This is a genomic window from Sporomusaceae bacterium ACPt (assembly GCA_041428575.1).
Classification (GTDB): Bacteria; Bacillota; Negativicutes; order Sporomusales; family Sporomusaceae; genus Sporomusa_D; species Sporomusa_D carbonis.
This window is the reverse complement of the sequence record CP155570.1, coordinates 4,080,914-4,096,941: the sequence shown is the minus strand read 5'-3', so window position 1 is coordinate 4,096,941 and position 16,028 is coordinate 4,080,914. Positions and strand designations below refer to the sequence as shown.

Here is a 16,028-nt window from a genome sequence, read left to right as displayed (position 1 = left end):
AGGAAATAGCCGGCCCTCGTTAGAATATAACAGGATGGACTAAGGAGGGGGTTAAGTGTTCTCCCAAGAATCAGACATTTTGCGTAGACTAAGGCTAATTGAAGGGCTTAAGGCCGATCTTTTAACCGAAGTGGGCAACTTATACCAAGCTATGGCCCACAACCACCGGGAAGCCATCGGGGAAGCTTTGGCCCAAGTGGTTATCTCGGCCTATATTCTCGGGCGGCGGCTGGGGATTGATTATACTGAGATGGATGAGATTGTTAATTGCCGGCTTGGATACAATATAAATCAGGAACCGGAAGTAGAACGTTGGTTCGGAGATATGAGTGAATATCGTAGACATCTCCGCCAGAAGAGGTGAAACATATGCAAAAAGCTCCCGTAAGACCAGTAGTTGAAGGTGGTGTACTCACCGCTGTTGCCATAATTTTTGCCCTTATCAGCACCTATGTGCCGGTTATCGGGGTTTTTGTCAATCTTATCTGGCCGGTTCCCATTGTACTCCTTGGCGTGCGGCACGGCTATAAATGGAGCATCATGGCTGTTGTAGCCTCAGGAATCATTATTGCTCTATTAATGCACCCGCTGACAGCTTTGTCAGTTGTGGTGGGTTTCGGATTAATCGGTATTGCACTGGGCTATGCGCTGCGCCAGGGCTTTTCGCCTGCTAAAGCCCTCCTTATCGGGGCTGCTGCCTCACTGGTTTCAAAAATTGCCGTTATTGCCATCAGTGCGGCGGTAATGGGTTTTAATCCGCTTAACCTTCAGTCTGATGCGATGGTTAAGGGACTGGAACAGGCAATGGAGTTTTACCGGGGCATGGGCATGAAGGAACAAGAGTTGGCGCAAATGGAAGCGGCCATGCGGCCGATGATTGATATGATGAAGATTATTCTTCCGGCTGGATTTGCACTGGCTGCGCTAGTCGACACTTTTCTTAATTTTCAGGTGGCCAAAGCTGTCCTGGCAAAGCTTGGCCAGCGTATTGAATCTTTCCCGCCATTTCGTCATTGGTCGATGCCCAGAGCTACAGTATACGCCTTGGCAGTAGCGCTTGCCGCCGTATATTGGGGAAAAACCCGGGAAATTGAACTATTATATAACGCCGGTGTGAACCTGCAGGTTATTACCACTGTGTTGCTGTCCATTCAGGGTATGGCTGTGTTTTACTTCCTTGCCGATAAATACAATTTGTCAAAGATTGTCCGGGGTATTATACTATTCTTAATATTTTCTAACGGTATTTTCATGCAAGCCCTCATTATCGGCGGCGCATTTGACTTAATATTCGATTATCGTCAACTGCGTGCTCCACGTCTGGAGTAACAGGAGGAATAACAATGCCTCAGGGTCCATCATTTTGGTTTGACACCCGTATCTATTTGGCGGTAACGGCAGCTCTCTTACTTGTTATTTGCTTCTACAATCCTTATGCTGCTGTGCTTGGCGCCGTATTGCTGTACGCACTCTATTTATACGGGTGGGAAAGGTACACATCCCGGCAAAAGGAAATAAACAATTACTTGGAAACTGTAAGTCACTCTATTGATACAGCGGCAGTCCAAGCGGTAAACAATTTACCGCTGGCTATGGTTATCATTGATCACCAGGGAGTGATCTACTGGCGCAATAACTTGTTTGCCGAGTGGGTCAATAATCCGGCCGAACCAGGACAGTTGCTTGGTAAATTTTGGCCCAATTTAGCGGTCGATAAAATTGCTGGTAAAGACGGCCGGATTAAACTGGAAGCAGACAGTCACTATTACGAAATTATCCATTGCGCTGTTGATAACTCACTCACTGTTCTCTATATTTCCGATGTTACCGCTATGGAGTCCGACAGGCTGGCCGGCTGCCGCACTCAGACAGTGCTGGCCTATATACAGATTGATAATTATGACGATGCCTTAACCGGTTTGAGCGAGAGTCAGCGCACCGCCGTCTTAGGTGAAGTCAACCGTTTATTGGCAGAATGGATAACCGAACTTGACGGCCATTTAAAGAAATATAGTGAGGACACCTATATCGCTGTGTTAAACCGGTGCGCTCTTGACCGGCTTATGACAGGTGACAAGTTTGATATTTTAGACCGTATTCGCAGCATTCAGGCAGGCAATAAAATTCCGGTGACTTTAAGTATTGGCGCGGCAACAGGTGAAAGCTCGGTTGCTGAGCTTGGGCAACGGGCCCAGGCTGGGCTGGATTTAGCCCTTAGCCGGGGCGGCGACCAGGCTGCCGTCAATATTAGCGGCAAAGTACAGTTTTTTGGCGGCAAAGCCAAAGCTGTTGAAAAAAATACCAGAGTCAAGGCCCGGATTGTGGCTCAAGCCATCCGGGAACTGATTGAGCAAGCTGACAGCATTGTAGTTATGGGCCATACCGGCGAAGATTTTGATAGTCTTGGCGCAGCGCTGGGGGTCGCAAAAATGGTTCACCACCTGGGTAAACAAGTACGGGTAGTTGTCAGTCAGCCCGGACTGGCAGTTGACAAACTGTCAGAACTACTTCTTGATTACGAAGAATACCGGGAACTGTTTATATCCCCCATGCAAGCCGCCCTGTTAGTTAATGCTAAAACACTGGTGTTTGTTGTTGACACCCATCGCCCCGAGTTGGTGGCTGCGCCTGATGTGTTAGCCGCAGCGGAACGTACGGTTATTATTGACCATCACCGCCGGGCTGAGACAATTATTGCCAATACACTGCTTGTATATCTTGAGCCGTCGGCCTCATCGGCCAGCGAACTGGTTACTGAGTTGCTGGGCTATTTTGACGAAAAACTGGAACTAAACCGTTTGGAAGCCTCGGCGCTATATGCCGGCATTGTTGTAGACACCAAGAACTTTGCCGTACAAACCGGGGTGCGGACTTTTGAAGCCGCTTCCTATCTTAGACGGGCAGGCGCCGACCCAACCCTGGTGCGGCACTTGTTCCGCGTTGACTTTGAAACAATTAAATCCCGGGCGGCCATTATTGAAACCACCGAAATGCCGTATGAAGGGGTAACAATAGCTATATGTCCGGCAGATGTTAAAAATGCTCAGGTCGTGGCCGCGCAGACAGCTGACATGTTGCTGAACATTGAAGGGGTACGTGTAAGTTTTGTCTTGTTTAACACTGATGATGCCATCGGCGTTAGTGCCCGTTCCCACGGCGATATTAATGTCCAGGTAATTATGGAAAAATTGGGCGGTGGCGGGCACCAGTCAGTGGCCGGTGCCAAAATCAGAAATGCCAGCGCCGAATTGATAAAAGCTAAAATTATTGAATTAGTTGATAGCTATTTAAAGGAGAGTGGAATACATGAAAGTAATTCTGCAGCAAGAAGTGAAAAAGCTCGGTAAAAAAGGTGATATAGTCGAAGTATCTGAGGGCTATGCCCGCAACTACCTATTGCCGCAAAAGCTGGCCATTCCGGCCACTGCTAATAATGTCAACAATGCTACTTTGCAAAAGGCGGCCGAGGAGCGTAAAAAAGAGCGTATGCTGGATGAAGCCAAATTACTGGCTGCCCAAATGTCTAAAATTACTGTTACCATACCGGTAAAGATGGGTGAAGGCGGCCGCTTGTTCGGCTCAGTTACGGCCAAGGACATTGCCGATGCCTTGGCTGCCCAGCATAAGATTGAGCTTGACAAGCGTAAAATTGAGCTTAAAGATGCGATCAAAGCCGTGGGAACATATCCGGTAGGTATTAAACTTCATCCGGAGGTTAGCACCCGGATTCAAGTTACCGTTACCGCCGGGTAACGGTTTCGCCAACCTTAAATTAGAAAGGTAAATTAAAACCTATGAAAGATTTCTTTAGCAAACTGGTACGCAGCGGTAACAACCAACGCGGCGCCAGCAACCGTAGTAATCAGGAAGACCAGCTCAAACGCCAGGTAGCAGCATTATATGGGTTGTATACCGGCGTTCTCGGAGCCGAAAAAGTCGTACTCAAAGCCGGTAAACTGGGAGCACTTGAGCTTATGCGTTCTGACAGCCTGTCTGAACGGGTGCTGGCATTGCAGAAACTGGTCTTTGAAGATCCGACAATTGACAAATTGCCGTCTTTTGACGATATTCCCGGTATTTTGGGCGAAATAGAAGAAGAATTGGCTGACCTGTGCGCCCGCCGGACTGTTGAAGACCGCATAGAAAAGAAAATTGCCGAAAAGATGGAAGAACGTCACCAGGAATATGTGCAGGAAATCCGCATGCAGGTTATCAAAGAAGAAAGCGATGCCAATGTGGAAAACCCGCAGACGCTCAAAAAATATGCCATGCTGGAAAAACTTGAAACCCGCAAGCTTACTAAGTCAGCTATGGAATTTCTCCGTCCGGCCAGCTTGGACGAAATTGTCGGCCAGGAACGGGCCATTGAGGCGCTACGGGCCAAACTGGCTTCACCGTATCCACAGCACCTTATCCTCTACGGACCGCCGGGAGTCGGCAAAACTACGGCTGCCCGCCTGGTGCTGGAAGAAGCCAAGAAGCTTAAAAATACACCATTTGCCAAAGACGCGCCATTTGTTGAAGTAGACGGCACAACACTCCGGTGGGACCCGCGTGATGTCACCAACCCCCTTTTGGGATCGGTACATGACCCTATTTATCAGGGAGCGCGCCGCGATCTGGCTGAAAGCGGTGTGCCTGAGCCCAAGCCAGGCCTGGTGACAGACGCTCATGGCGGTATTCTGTTTATTGACGAAATTGGCGAAATGGACCCTATGCTGCAGAACAAGCTGTTAAAAGTGCTTGAAGACAAGCGGGTATTTTTTGATTCAGCCTACTACGATCCGTCAGACGCCAGTGTGCCGAAATATATTAAAAAACTGTTTGAAGAAGGCGCGCCGGCCGATTTTATCCTAATTGGTGCCACCACCCGGGATGCAGGTGACATCATGCCGGCTGTACGCTCCCGTTGTGCTGAAATATATTTTGAACCGTTGACACCCAAGCATATTGAAGAAATTGTTTATAACGCCTCAGTCAAGTTGGGAGCGGCCATTGAGCCGGAAGTTCCGCGCCTGATCAGTGATTACACCATTGAAGGCCGGAAAGCTGTTAATATCTTGTCTGACGCTTACAGTATGGCGCTCATGCGTACCGGTAGCAGCGAGCAAGCCGTTACCATTACCGTGCAGGACGTATACCGCGTAGCCCAGGTCAGCCGTTTGTCGCCGTACGTCAACCGCAAGGCGGCGGCAACGCTTGAAGTGGGCAAAGTATTTGGCCTTGGTGTAAGTGGTTATTTGGGGTCAGTCCTTGAAATTGAGGCGGTGGCTTTCCCTGCCGAAACCGGTAAAGGCAGCATCCGCTTTAATGATACCGCCGGCAGCATGGCTAAAGATTCAGTATTTAACGCTGCAGCTGTTGTCAGAAAAATTACCGGACAGGACTTAGCCGGCTACGATATTCATGTGAATATTATCGGTGGTGGCCGCATTGACGGGCCATCCGCAGGTACCGCCATCCTATCGGCCGTTATTTCGGCCATTACAGGCAAACCGATCCGCCAGGATGTAGCCATTACCGGTGAAATTTCCATCCAAGGCCGGGTTAAGGCAGTCGGCGGCGTATTTGAAAAAGCCTACGGGGCCAAACAAGCCGGGATTTCCGTTATGATTATCCCGCAGGAAAACAAGGCAGATATCCCGGAAAATCACTTAGGCCTTGATATCCGTCCGGTCAATACCGTAGAAGAAGCGCTGGCCATTCTGTTTGACGAAGAGCAAGCCGCTAGCGCCTAGATAATCCAGAGAAAAAGATGAGTGCCGCGCTCCTCCCGCAGTGACAGCTTAAACGAATATGCGGGCAGCGCGGCATTTTGATACAGAGGAGGGAATTTACAGTTGATTGATCGCGTTCCTCCCCAAAACGTTGAAGCAGAGCAGTCGGTGCTTGGTGCCATGATGATTGAACGCGAAGCCATTTCCAAAGTGTCGGAGTTGTTAAGGCCGGAAGATTTTTACCGTGAGGCGCACCGCCTCATATATAGTGCCATGCTTGAGCTATTCAACAAAAATGACGCCGTCGATTTGGTAACAGTGGTGGAAGTGCTGCGGCGGAATGAAAAACTGGAACCGGCCGGCGGCATTGCCTATGTTTCGGCTTTAGCCAACAGTGTGCCAACAGCGGCAAATGTCATGTACCATGCCCGTATTGTCGAAGAAAAGGCGCTTCTGCGCCAGCTCATCAACACGGCTACCCATGTAGCCACTATGGGGTATGAAGCTAACGAAGAAGTGGCCGTTATTATGGATAAGGCCGAAAAGATGATTCTGGAAGTGTCCAACCGCAAAGCCGGCCAGGAATTTGCTTCAATAAAAAATATAATATTTGATGTATTTGATAAAGTTTCTGAACTTTATGCGTCCAAGGGCGGCATTACCGGGCTGCCCACCGGGTTTAAAGATCTGGATAAGCTAACGTCCGGTTTGCAGCCGTCAGACCTCATTCTTATTGCCGCCCGCCCCAGTATGGGAAAAACCGCCTTTGTACTTAACATAGCCCAACACGTCGCCATTAAAGAGAAGCAAGCGGTAGCATTTTTTAGCCTGGAGATGTCCAAGGAACAGCTTGTGCAGCGGATGCTGTGTGCCGAAGCCCCCATTGACGCCCAACGGCTCAGGATTGGTGAGCTGGAAAATAACGATTGGGACAAGCTGGTACGGGCTGCCGACCGCTTGGCCGCAGCGCCCATCTTTATTGACGATACTGCCGGTATTACCGTTATGGAGATGCGCTCCAAAGCCCGGCGGCTCAAGATTGAGCATGACTTAAAGCTGATCATCATTGATTATCTGCAGCTTATGCAGGGTGGATCAGGCGGTTCCCGCAGTGAAAACCGCCAGCAGGAAATCTCAGAAATATCGCGATCCCTAAAAGCTTTGGCCCGCGAGCTCAAAGTTCCGGTCATCGCCTTATCCCAGCTCAGCCGGAGTGTTGAATCCCGCCAGCTCAAAAAGCCGATGCTTAGCGACCTTCGGGAATCAGGTTCACTTGAGCAAGATGCCGATATTGTCGCCTTCCTGTACCGTGAAGACTATTACGAACCGGAAACCGAGCGCAAGAACATTACTGACGTCATTGTCGCCAAGCACCGTAACGGACCTGTTGACACAGTACAGCTCTTTTTCCACAAGCAGTTTACCAAGTTCAGCGATTTATCAAAAATGCCAGGGTAGATGCCTTTGTAGGGTTACGGTAAATACAAATTATTGATGGCGCCAATTCTATTTGGCGCCATTTGGCATTTGTGTGACCTAGCCACACTGCAATCTTTACAAAAAATTTATACACGAATATAAATTCTTTACTCCTTTTTTATGAGAGCCGGTATTACAATAAGTATGCTGCTCGATCTAATAGTGGTCAAAGTAACAGAAACAAGGAGACAAACTTTGCTATAGATGCCGTATCTTCATTTTTAATCATTATTTTATAGGGGGACATATGATGATCGGCAAGAATATCCGTACATGGCGAACTATGAGAGGATTAAGCCAAGAGGAGCTAGCAGTTGCTGTTGGTATATCGTTGTCGGCAATTCAGTTTTATGAAGAAGAAAAATGGCGGCCTGGTACTCCGGTTATTTCCCGCCTTGCCGAAGTTCTCCAAGTAACCATTCCCGATTTGGTAGGCAACTGCAAGGAAATTTATGATGATAACGGAGACCTGATACTCATAGAAAAAGACTGTGGCTGTCAAGTTGTTGTATTAGGGAAATTCAAGAACAAAACAAATTAGTATATCTATCGAAAATGATAAAAAATCTGAAGTGGTGCTGAGGATAGCTTATTTCTAAGTTTTTCCACAGCACCTTTTCTTATTTTCGCAGCCGTAATTTTTATAATATCTTTACAGGCCAGGGCAGTTTTTTAACGCCGTTTTGACCAGAAATGGGATACACTAGACTATGTTTCATACCCTACTTTAAAGGAGGATGGCCTTAATGGCTGACTTGTGGTTGGCTGCTGTGATTGCGGCAATATTACTTCTATATCTGATCTACGCACTGATGAAACCGGAGGAGTTTTAGTTATGGTTAATGATTTATTATTATTTGTATTTTACCCGGCGGTCCTGTTCCTGCTTTCCTGGCCGCTAAGCGCATACATGAAAAAAGTTTTTACTCTTGAGAAGACAATAGTCGACACTGTCTTTCGCCCTGTCGAAAAAACGCTATACCGCTTGTGTGGAATTGACGCAAGTACAGAAATGAATTGGCGCCAGTATGCCGGTACGCTGATAGGGTTTAATTTGCTGGGCATGCTGGCCGTTATTCTCATCCAGATGTTTCAGGGTGTGTTGCCGTTCAACCCGGAACATTTAGCAGGCGTCACTCCCTGGCATTTGGTATTGAATACCGCGGCCAGTTTTATGACTAACACCAACTGGCAAGCGTATGGCGGTGAAACAACGATGAGTTATTTTACACAGATGGCGGCGCTCTCTGTGCAAAATTTCCTGTCGGCTGCGACCGGTTTAGCGGTTGCCATAGCGCTCATTCGCGGCGTAACTCGGAAAACTGCCAAAACCATCGGTAATTTTTGGGTGGATTTAGTCCGGTCGACACTATGGGTGCTTCTGCCGTTATCGATACTGTTCACTCTGATACTGGTCCAACAAGGTGTAATCCAAAACTTATCACCCTATGTCCATGCCGCAACACTGGAAGGCAGTAAGCAAACGATCGCCATGGGGCCGGTAGCATCGCAGGAAGCAATCAAGTTGCTAGGGACCAATGGTGGTGGCTTTTTCAACGTAAATTCAGCTCATCCGTTTGAAAACCCTACCCCGCTGACAAACTTATTGGAGACGCTTAGTATTTTGCTAATTCCGGCGGCGCTTGTGTTTACCTTTGGGCGTATGGCGCCTGACAAGCGCCAGGGGTATGCAGTTCTTGCCGCCATGACCTTGCTGTTCGCAGGCATGCTGCTGGCTAACTACTATAGTGAGTTAAATGGTAACCCGGTTGTGCAAGCCATGGGGGTTAGCAGCCCGACCGCCATGGAGGGCAAAGAGGTTAGGTTTGGTCTGGGAGGGTCTTCCCTGTTTGCTACGGTAACCACTGCGGCTTCTTGCGGCGCTGTCAATTCCATGCATGACAGTTTCACCCCGCTAGGCGGCCTGGTCCCGCTACTGCAGATTATGCTCGGAGAAGTTGTATTCGGCGGAGTGGGCGCCGGTTTTTACGGAATGATGATGTATGTAGTGCTTACCGTGTTTATCGTGGGTCTCATGGTAGGGAGAACGCCCGAATACCTTGGAAAAAAGATCGAAGCCCGGGAAATGAAAATGGCTACTGTTGCTATCTTGCTCCCTGCCGTCACTATTTTGTTATTTAGTGCGGTTGCTGCGATTAGCGAAGCCGGTACTTCATCGATTGCTAATCCCGGTCCTCACGGACTGAGTGAAATTCTCTATGCATTTTCGTCAGGGGCCGGGAATAACGGTAGTGCCTTTGCCGGACTGACGGCGAATACTCTGTTTTATAATGTAATGATGGCAGTTGCCATGGTAATTGGCCGTTTCGGGGTCATTATCCCGGTACTGGCAATAGCGGGCAGCCTTGCGGAAAAACAGATTTCACCACCTGGGCCGGGAACATTTCCGACAACCGGCTGGCTGTTTGTCATATTACTGGCCAGCGTCGTTATGATCGTGGGGGCGCTTACCTTTTTGCCTGCCTTAGCCCTCGGCCCTATCGTCGAACATCTTTTGCTGCTGCAAGGAACAACGTTTTAGAAGGAGAGTATGCAGATGAGTACTCAAAGTGGTTTTAATAAAGATATAGCTAGGCAAGCAATCCGGGATTCGGTTCACAAGCTACACCCTAAGACCCAACTCAGAAATCCGGTCATGTTCATTGTCTATATTGGCGCCTTGTTGACGACAGCTCTCCTGGTGCGTGATATAGCCATAGGCACTGCTACTCATGTTTTCTTTACTTTTCAGATAACACTCTGGCTATGGTTCACTGTTCTGTTTGCCAATTTTGCCGAAGCCATCGCTGAGGGGCGGGGGAAAGCGCAGGCTCAGGCGCTCCGGAGTGCCCGTACTCAGGCTAAAGCGAATAAAGTGACGGCAAACGGCGGCACTAAACTTGTTGATGCCGGTGAGCTCCGCACAGGCGACGTGGTATTAGTAAACGCCGGTGAGTTTATTCCTGGCGACGGTGAAGTAATCGAAGGCATGGCTTCTGTTGATGAAAGCGCTGTGACCGGTGAGTCGGCGCCGGTAATTCGCGAATCAGGCGGTGACCGGTCATCGGTAACAGGGGGAACCCGGGTTTTATCTGACTGGATTAAAGTACGTATTACCGCCAATCCCGGCGAAACTTTTTTGGATAAAATGATATCCTTGGTTGAGGGGGCCAAAAGACAAAAAACGCCGAACGAGATTGCGTTAACTATACTGTTGGTGGCGTTGACCATTATCTTTCTTGTTGCTGTAGTAACCATTGAACCGTATGCAATGTATTCAGGGACGATCATTTCAGTAACTACCTTGATTTCGCTGCTTGTTTGTCTCATTCCGACAACAATTGGCGGACTTCTCAGTTCCATCGGTATTGCCGGCATGGACCGGCTGTTAAAAAGGAATGTGCTGGCGATGTCCGGGCGGGCCGTAGAGGCCGCAGGTGACGTAAATGTGCTGCTGCTCGACAAAACAGGTACCATTACCCTGGGAAACCGGATGGCTGCCGCATTTATACCTGCTCCTGGTATTAGTGATGCGCAGCTTGCCGATGTTGCCCAGTTAGCCTCTTTAGCGGATGAAACACCCGAAGGACGAAGTGTAGTTGTACTTGCTAAAGAAAAATACAATATTCGGGAAAGAGATTTAACTGCGCTGGCGGCAGAATTTGTTCCCTTTACCGCCCAGACCCGAATGAGCGGCGTAAATGTAAAAGGAGATGAAATCCGTAAAGGCTCTATGGATGCCATCGCGAGATATGTAAGCGAGCACGGAGGCGTATTTCCGGAAGCGGTAAGGAGAAATTGCGAGGAAATCGCCAAAGCTGGCGGAACCCCGCTGGTTGTCGTCAAAGGCACCCGGGTTATGGGGACCATTTATCTAAAGGATATTGTCAAAGGCGGTATAAAAGAAAGGTTCCGGGAGCTGCGCCAAATGGGGATAAAAACAGTTATGATTACCGGCGATAACCCGCTGACAGCCGCCGCGATCGCGGCAGAGGCAGGAGTAGACGATTTCCTGGCTGAAGCAACTCCGGAGGCCAAACTAAGACTGATCCGTGAATATCAGGATAAGGGCATGCTGGTGGCCATGACCGGTGATGGGACGAATGATGCTCCGGCTCTGGCTCAGGCCGACGTCGGTGTTGCCATGAACAGTGGAACACAAGCAGCAAAAGAAGCGGGTAACATGGTCGATATGGACAGCAACCCGACAAAACTCATCGAAATTGTCGAGATTGGCAAACAACTGTTAATGACGCGCGGTTCGCTGACTACCTTTAGCATAGCCAACGACGTTGCTAAGTATTTTGCCATTATCCCGGCCATGTTCGCCGGTACCTACCCGGTACTGAACACTTTCAACATTATGAAATTAGCTACTCCCGAAAGCGCCATACTGAGCGCCGTGATTTTCAATGCGCTTATTATTGTGAGCCTGATACCACTGGCATTGCGGGGCGTGAAATACCAGCCTGTAGGAGCAGAAGTCATTTTGAAACGAAACTTGTTGCTTTATGGTATCGGCGGCTTAATCATTCCTTTTTTGGGGATTAAGCTCATCGATATCCTTGTCGTTGCCTTAGGGCTTGTCTAGCTGGTTATGCAAGCCAAACCGGGCGGCAGGGCGGTTGAGAAGACATAGAAACTACTGATACATCTCTAAAAAGAAAAGGATGTTGATCTACTTTGTGGAAACATATAATTAATTCATTAGCTATGTTGGTGGTCATGACAATTTTAACCGGCCTGATTTATCCTTTAGCCATGACCGGTCTGGCCCAGGCACTGTTTCCCAGGCAGGCTAACGGTTCGCTGATTATAAATGATGGAGTTGTTGTCGGATCGAGTTTGATCGGGCAACAATTCACTAAGCCCGAGTATTTTCACGGACGCCCCTCGGCTGCCGGGGAAGACGGATATGATGCGGCCGATTCGGCGGGGTCAAACTTGAGTGCCACCAGCAGTAAACTCACAAGTTCCGTCGCCGACCGCTTGGCTGCTGTTCGTTCAATGAATGGCCTTGCTAAGACAGATAAAATTCCCGCCGATGCAGTACTGGCTTCCGGTAGCGGGTTGGATCCCCATATCTCGCCTGATTACGCCAGTCTGCAAACAGCAAGGGTGGCAGCGGCCCGCGGCTTGACAGTAGACCAAGTCCGCCGTCTTGTCGATGAGCATACTACCGGTCGTTTGCTTGGTATTATTGGCGAACCGAGGGTCAACGTATTACAGCTTAATTTAGCCTTGGATGCTTTGAAAAAATAGAAGCTTGTTAATGGGGGAGACATCATGTCAAACGGTTACCGCGAGAGGCGTCCTGACCCGGACACACTCCTGGAGCGTATCCAAAGGGAGAACCGGGGTAAATTGACAGTATTCCTTGGGGCGGCTGCCGGCGTTGGTAAAACCTATACCATGCTTGAAGCCGCCCACCAACGCTTACAGGAAGGTTTCGATGTAGCTATCGGCTGGGTGGAAACTCATGGCAGGCAGGAGACCGAGCGGCTGGTCGAAGGGTTGCCGCGAATACCGGCGTGTCTTATTGAGTACCGGGGCAAAAGACTCCCGGAAATGGACATTGATGCTATTCTTGAGCGCAGGCCGGAGTTGGTATTGGTCGATGAGTTAGCTCATACCAACATCCCCGGCTCCCGCCATGTCCGCCGTTTTCAGGATGTGGAAGAGCTTCTTAAAGCCGGCATTAATGTTTATACTACACTTAACATTCAGCATATTGAAAGTCTCAATGATATTGTCGCACAGATAACAGGTGTTGTAGTCAGGGAGACAGTTCCTGACCATATTCTCGAAGAGGCCGATAGTGTCCAGCTTATTGATATTCCTCCGGAAGAATTGATTAAACGTCTGAAAGAAGGCAAGGTTTATGTTCCTGCTCAGGCGGAACAAGCCATACGCAAATTTTTCCGTCCGGGTAATATTAATGCCTTGCGCGAATTGTCCTTACGCTTTACCGCTAACCGCGTAGATAAGGAAATGAGCGAGTACATGCGTGAACACAGCATAGAGGGGCCCTGGCCGGCGGCCGGACGGGTCATGGTATGTGTCAGCGCCAGTCCCTTCTCGGCGCAACTGGTACGGGCAGCTCGCCGGTTAGCCGGAGGTCTTCAGGCTGAATTGATTGCTGTGCATATTGAAGCGCCTGCCCGCCGTTTTCCCATCGGTGACAAAGAGCGGGACCGGGTAATCAGAAATATGCGGCTGGCCGAAGACCTTGGAGCCAAGACGCTGACGATAAGTGGGGAAAACCTTGTTCAAGAAATCATTGAGGTGGCTCGCGCTCAAAATGTTTCTTCCATAGTTGTCGGCAAACCTCACCATAGCCGCCTCTGGGAGCTCTGGCACGGGTCGTTAGTGGACAAACTCATTCGCAATAGCGGCGGTATTAATGTTTATGTAATCCAGGGCGTTGCCGAACAGGACCAGGACGCCGGTATTCGAACAATGCCGAAAGATGAAAAAATTAATTGGAGTCAGTATGTTGGCGGCCTGTCTATGGCTGCTCTCATTACAATATTTTGCTTGCTTTTCGAAAACAATATGGGGCTTGTCAATATCGCACTACTCTACCAGCTTCCGGTCACGATGAGTGCCTTCTGGTGGGGAAGGTGGCCTTCGTATTTTACGGCACTGTGTGGCTTGGCCGCGTTTGATTTCTTGTTTGTACCACCTACGCTGACTTTTACCGTTGCTGATATCCGCTATCTTTGGAGTTTTATCACCTTTATGATTGTAGCGTTTGTCATTGGCGGCCGGACAGATTTGCTACGGACCGAGGCCGCATCTGCCCGGCAGCGGGAAAAAAGCACCCGCGCTCTCTATGAATTTAGCCGCGAAATTGCGGCCGTCATTGACCTTAAGTTAATTTCCCAAAAATTGGTAAAACAAGCTGCGGACACGGTGGGGAGGTCGTTCGTTGTCATGCTGCCAGACCAATCAGGGAAGCTATCCATTTGGGCGGAACACTACCTTGAGGCAACTAAAAAAAATACCCGGCTGCCGCGAGACCCGTCCGAGACGGCTGTTGCCAGTTGGGCCTTCGAACACGGGCAGGCGGCCGGCCGGTCAACCGATACACTGCCGAGCGCCAAATATTTATATATCCCGCTAAAAACTACTGAAAATATTGTGGGCGTTCTCGGCGTACGTGTAAAAGAAAAAAAGATGCTGCCGGAAGAAAAACGCCTGATTGACGCCTGGGCCGGACTGGCGGCAATTGCCGTTGAACGTGTAAGGCTGGCGGAACAAGCGAGGGAAGCAGCTTTGCTTTTGGAATCAGACCGGTTACGCACGGCGTTGTTTAATTCCATTTCACATGAGTTAAGAACACCTCTGGCTTCGATAGTGGGATCAGTGTCCACCCTTTTGGAAGCCGAGGACGTGTACACCCAGGCCGCCAGACATGAATTGCTTGAGAATATCCAAGAGGGGGCGGCAAGGATGGAGCGGGTCGTATCTAACCTGTTGGATACCGCCCGTCTTGAAAGTGGTATGATGCAGCTTAAGATTGACTGGTGTGATATCGAGGACATCATCGGAACTTCTTTACAAAGACTTAGGGAGACAACGCAACGATATATTTTGGATGTTAAGGTTGCGCCTGATATCCCGCTACTGAAAGCCGATTGCGTTCTGTTGGAGCAGGTCATGATCAATTTGATCGACAATGCTATGAAATATTCTTCCCGTGGCAGCGAGATCTTAATTAGGGCTGAACCTAAAGGAGGAACGGTCATCGTCTCGGTTTCCGATAACGGCGTAGGCATACCCGAAGAAGACCTTACCAAGGTATTTGACAAATTTTACCGGATACAGCAACCCAGGCATGTTAGCGGTACCGGATTGGGTTTGTCAATATGCAAAGGCATAATTGAAGCACACGGAGGTGTGATTTGGGTTGAACGAAGACCAAACGGGGGAACGACGGTCAGTTTCCAAATCCCGACGGAGGAGAAGGCCGGGCTTCCGGAAAGGTTGGCGAATAAATAATGGACAAGGGAATGCGTGTTCTGGTTATTGATGATGAACCACAAATTAGAAAGCTACTCAAAGTTTCCCTAGGCGCACATGGCTATGAAATTGATGAGTCAACAACAGGAGTGGACGGTATTAACCGGGTGGCTGCCTTTAAACCGGATTTGCTGATCATTGATTTAGGACTGCCTGATATGGATGGTAAAGATGTGGTTAAAACGATAAGAGAATGGTCGCAAACACCAATTATTGTGCTAACTGCCCGTGATCAAGAGCAGGAGAAAATTGAAGCCCTTGACGCCGGTGCGGATGATTACGTTACCAAACCATTCAGCGTGGGGGAACTTATGGCGAGAATGCGGGTTTCACTAAGGCGGTCGGCTGCGACAGAACATGAGCCGGTTATCACCTGCGGCGGTCTTGTTGTCGATTTGGTCCAACGGCGGGTGACAGTAGACGGACGGGAAGTAAAACTGACACCGACCGAATATGAATTAATAAAAATTCTCGCCCAACACCGGGGCCGGGTATTAACCCACAAACAGTTATTAAAAGCTGTATGGGGGGCAGCTTACAACGAAGACACCCACTACATCAGGGTATATATCGGACAGCTCCGCCGGAAACTTGAGGAAAATCCGACGCAACCACGTTATATCATTACCGAATCAGGAGTTGGCTACCGGTTAATGGACCATTGATCCCGGGAAGTCTAAACGAATTATTTCCCGGAAATAGGATGCGTTTTATAGGCTAATCTACATCCGGAAAGGTGTAGGTTGGCCTATTTTTCCGAACATTATTTTCGTTATTGCTGTAATCATTCGATTTTTTATTGACAGC

13 protein-coding genes are annotated in these 16,028 nt (G+C 49.0%); all 13 read left to right on the top strand.

Annotated features, from left to right (window positions below):
- Window positions 1-55: 55 nt before the first annotated feature.
- The 13 genes from SCACP_RS20980 (at window position 56) to SCACP_RS20920 (ending at window position 15,886) form a co-directional block, all read left to right on the top strand.
- On the top strand, window positions 56-364 hold the full coding sequence (locus SCACP_RS20980) for a MazG-like family protein (protein WP_425059411.1): 309 nt from the start codon (window positions 56-58) through the stop codon (window positions 362-364).
- A gap of 5 nt (window positions 365-369) precedes the next feature.
- Complete coding sequence (locus SCACP_RS20975) at window positions 370-1,329, top strand: YybS family protein (protein ID WP_425059410.1); 960 nt, start codon at window positions 370-372, stop codon at window positions 1,327-1,329.
- 14 nt (window positions 1,330-1,343) lie between these two features.
- Complete coding sequence (locus SCACP_RS20970; RefSeq protein WP_425059409.1) at window positions 1,344-3,347, top strand: DHH family phosphoesterase; 2,004 nt, start codon at window positions 1,344-1,346, stop codon at window positions 3,345-3,347.
- Window positions 3,307-3,753 carry a 50S ribosomal protein L9 gene (gene rplI, locus SCACP_RS20965; protein ID WP_425059408.1) on the top strand — a complete coding sequence of 149 codons (447 nt, stop codon included), beginning with the start codon at window positions 3,307-3,309 and terminating at the stop codon, window positions 3,751-3,753. Before SCACP_RS20970 ends, rplI begins: the two co-directional genes overlap by 41 nt.
- Window positions 3,754-3,794: 41 nt before the next feature.
- The gene (gene lonC / locus SCACP_RS20960; RefSeq protein WP_425059407.1) at window positions 3,795-5,738 is read left to right on the top strand and encodes a Lon family ATP-dependent protease; all 1,944 of its coding nucleotides are present in this window, start codon (window positions 3,795-3,797) and stop codon (window positions 5,736-5,738) included.
- Between the two features lie 102 nt (window positions 5,739-5,840).
- Window positions 5,841-7,175, top strand: coding sequence for a replicative DNA helicase (dnaB, locus tag SCACP_RS20955; protein WP_425059406.1), 1,335 nt, complete (start codon window positions 5,841-5,843; stop codon window positions 7,173-7,175).
- 268 nt (window positions 7,176-7,443) lie between these two features.
- A complete protein-coding gene (locus SCACP_RS20950) occupies window positions 7,444-7,737 on the top strand; it encodes a helix-turn-helix domain-containing protein (protein WP_425059405.1) in 294 nt (97 codons plus the stop codon).
- A 196-nt stretch (window positions 7,738-7,933) separates the two neighbouring features.
- Window positions 7,934-8,029 (top strand): K(+)-transporting ATPase subunit F, encoded by a 96-nt coding sequence (kdpF, locus tag SCACP_RS20945; protein ID WP_425059404.1) that lies wholly within the window; start codon window positions 7,934-7,936, stop codon window positions 8,027-8,029.
- 2 nt (window positions 8,030-8,031) lie between these two features.
- The gene (kdpA, locus tag SCACP_RS20940; protein ID WP_425059403.1) at window positions 8,032-9,738 is read left to right on the top strand and encodes a potassium-transporting ATPase subunit KdpA; all 1,707 of its coding nucleotides are present in this window, start codon (window positions 8,032-8,034) and stop codon (window positions 9,736-9,738) included.
- A gap of 15 nt (window positions 9,739-9,753) precedes the next feature.
- Window positions 9,754-11,787 carry a potassium-transporting ATPase subunit KdpB gene (gene kdpB / locus SCACP_RS20935; protein ID WP_425059402.1) on the top strand — a complete coding sequence of 678 codons (2,034 nt, stop codon included), beginning with the start codon at window positions 9,754-9,756 and terminating at the stop codon, window positions 11,785-11,787.
- Between the two features lie 92 nt (window positions 11,788-11,879).
- Complete coding sequence (kdpC, locus tag SCACP_RS20930; protein WP_425059401.1) at window positions 11,880-12,458, top strand: potassium-transporting ATPase subunit KdpC; 579 nt, start codon at window positions 11,880-11,882, stop codon at window positions 12,456-12,458.
- A 24-nt stretch (window positions 12,459-12,482) separates the two neighbouring features.
- A complete protein-coding gene (locus tag SCACP_RS20925) occupies window positions 12,483-15,200 on the top strand; it encodes an ATP-binding protein (RefSeq protein WP_425059400.1) in 2,718 nt (905 codons plus the stop codon).
- Window positions 15,200-15,886, top strand: coding sequence for a response regulator (locus tag SCACP_RS20920; RefSeq protein WP_425059399.1), 687 nt, complete (start codon window positions 15,200-15,202; stop codon window positions 15,884-15,886). Before SCACP_RS20925 ends, SCACP_RS20920 begins: the two co-directional genes overlap by 1 nt.
- The last annotated feature ends 142 nt before the right edge of the window (window positions 15,887-16,028 follow it).

Coding starts and splice junctions, on each gene's coding strand:
- SCACP_RS20975 (WP_425059410.1), top strand. CDS start 370: ATGCAAAAAGCTCCCGTAAGACCAGTAGTTGAAGGTGGTGTACTCACC.
- SCACP_RS20970 (WP_425059409.1), top strand. CDS start 1,344: ATGCCTCAGGGTCCATCATTTTGGTTTGACACCCGTATCTATTTGGCG.
- rplI (WP_425059408.1), top strand. CDS start 3,307: ATGAAAGTAATTCTGCAGCAAGAAGTGAAAAAGCTCGGTAAAAAAGGT.
- lonC (WP_425059407.1), top strand. CDS start 3,795: ATGAAAGATTTCTTTAGCAAACTGGTACGCAGCGGTAACAACCAACGC.
- SCACP_RS20950 (WP_425059405.1), top strand. CDS start 7,444: ATGATGATCGGCAAGAATATCCGTACATGGCGAACTATGAGAGGATTA.
- kdpF (WP_425059404.1), top strand. CDS start 7,934: ATGGCCTTAATGGCTGACTTGTGGTTGGCTGCTGTGATTGCGGCAATA.
- kdpA (WP_425059403.1), top strand. CDS start 8,032: ATGGTTAATGATTTATTATTATTTGTATTTTACCCGGCGGTCCTGTTC.
- kdpB (WP_425059402.1), top strand. CDS start 9,754: ATGAGTACTCAAAGTGGTTTTAATAAAGATATAGCTAGGCAAGCAATC.
- SCACP_RS20925 (WP_425059400.1), top strand. CDS start 12,483: ATGTCAAACGGTTACCGCGAGAGGCGTCCTGACCCGGACACACTCCTG.
- SCACP_RS20920 (WP_425059399.1), top strand. CDS start 15,200: ATGGACAAGGGAATGCGTGTTCTGGTTATTGATGATGAACCACAAATT.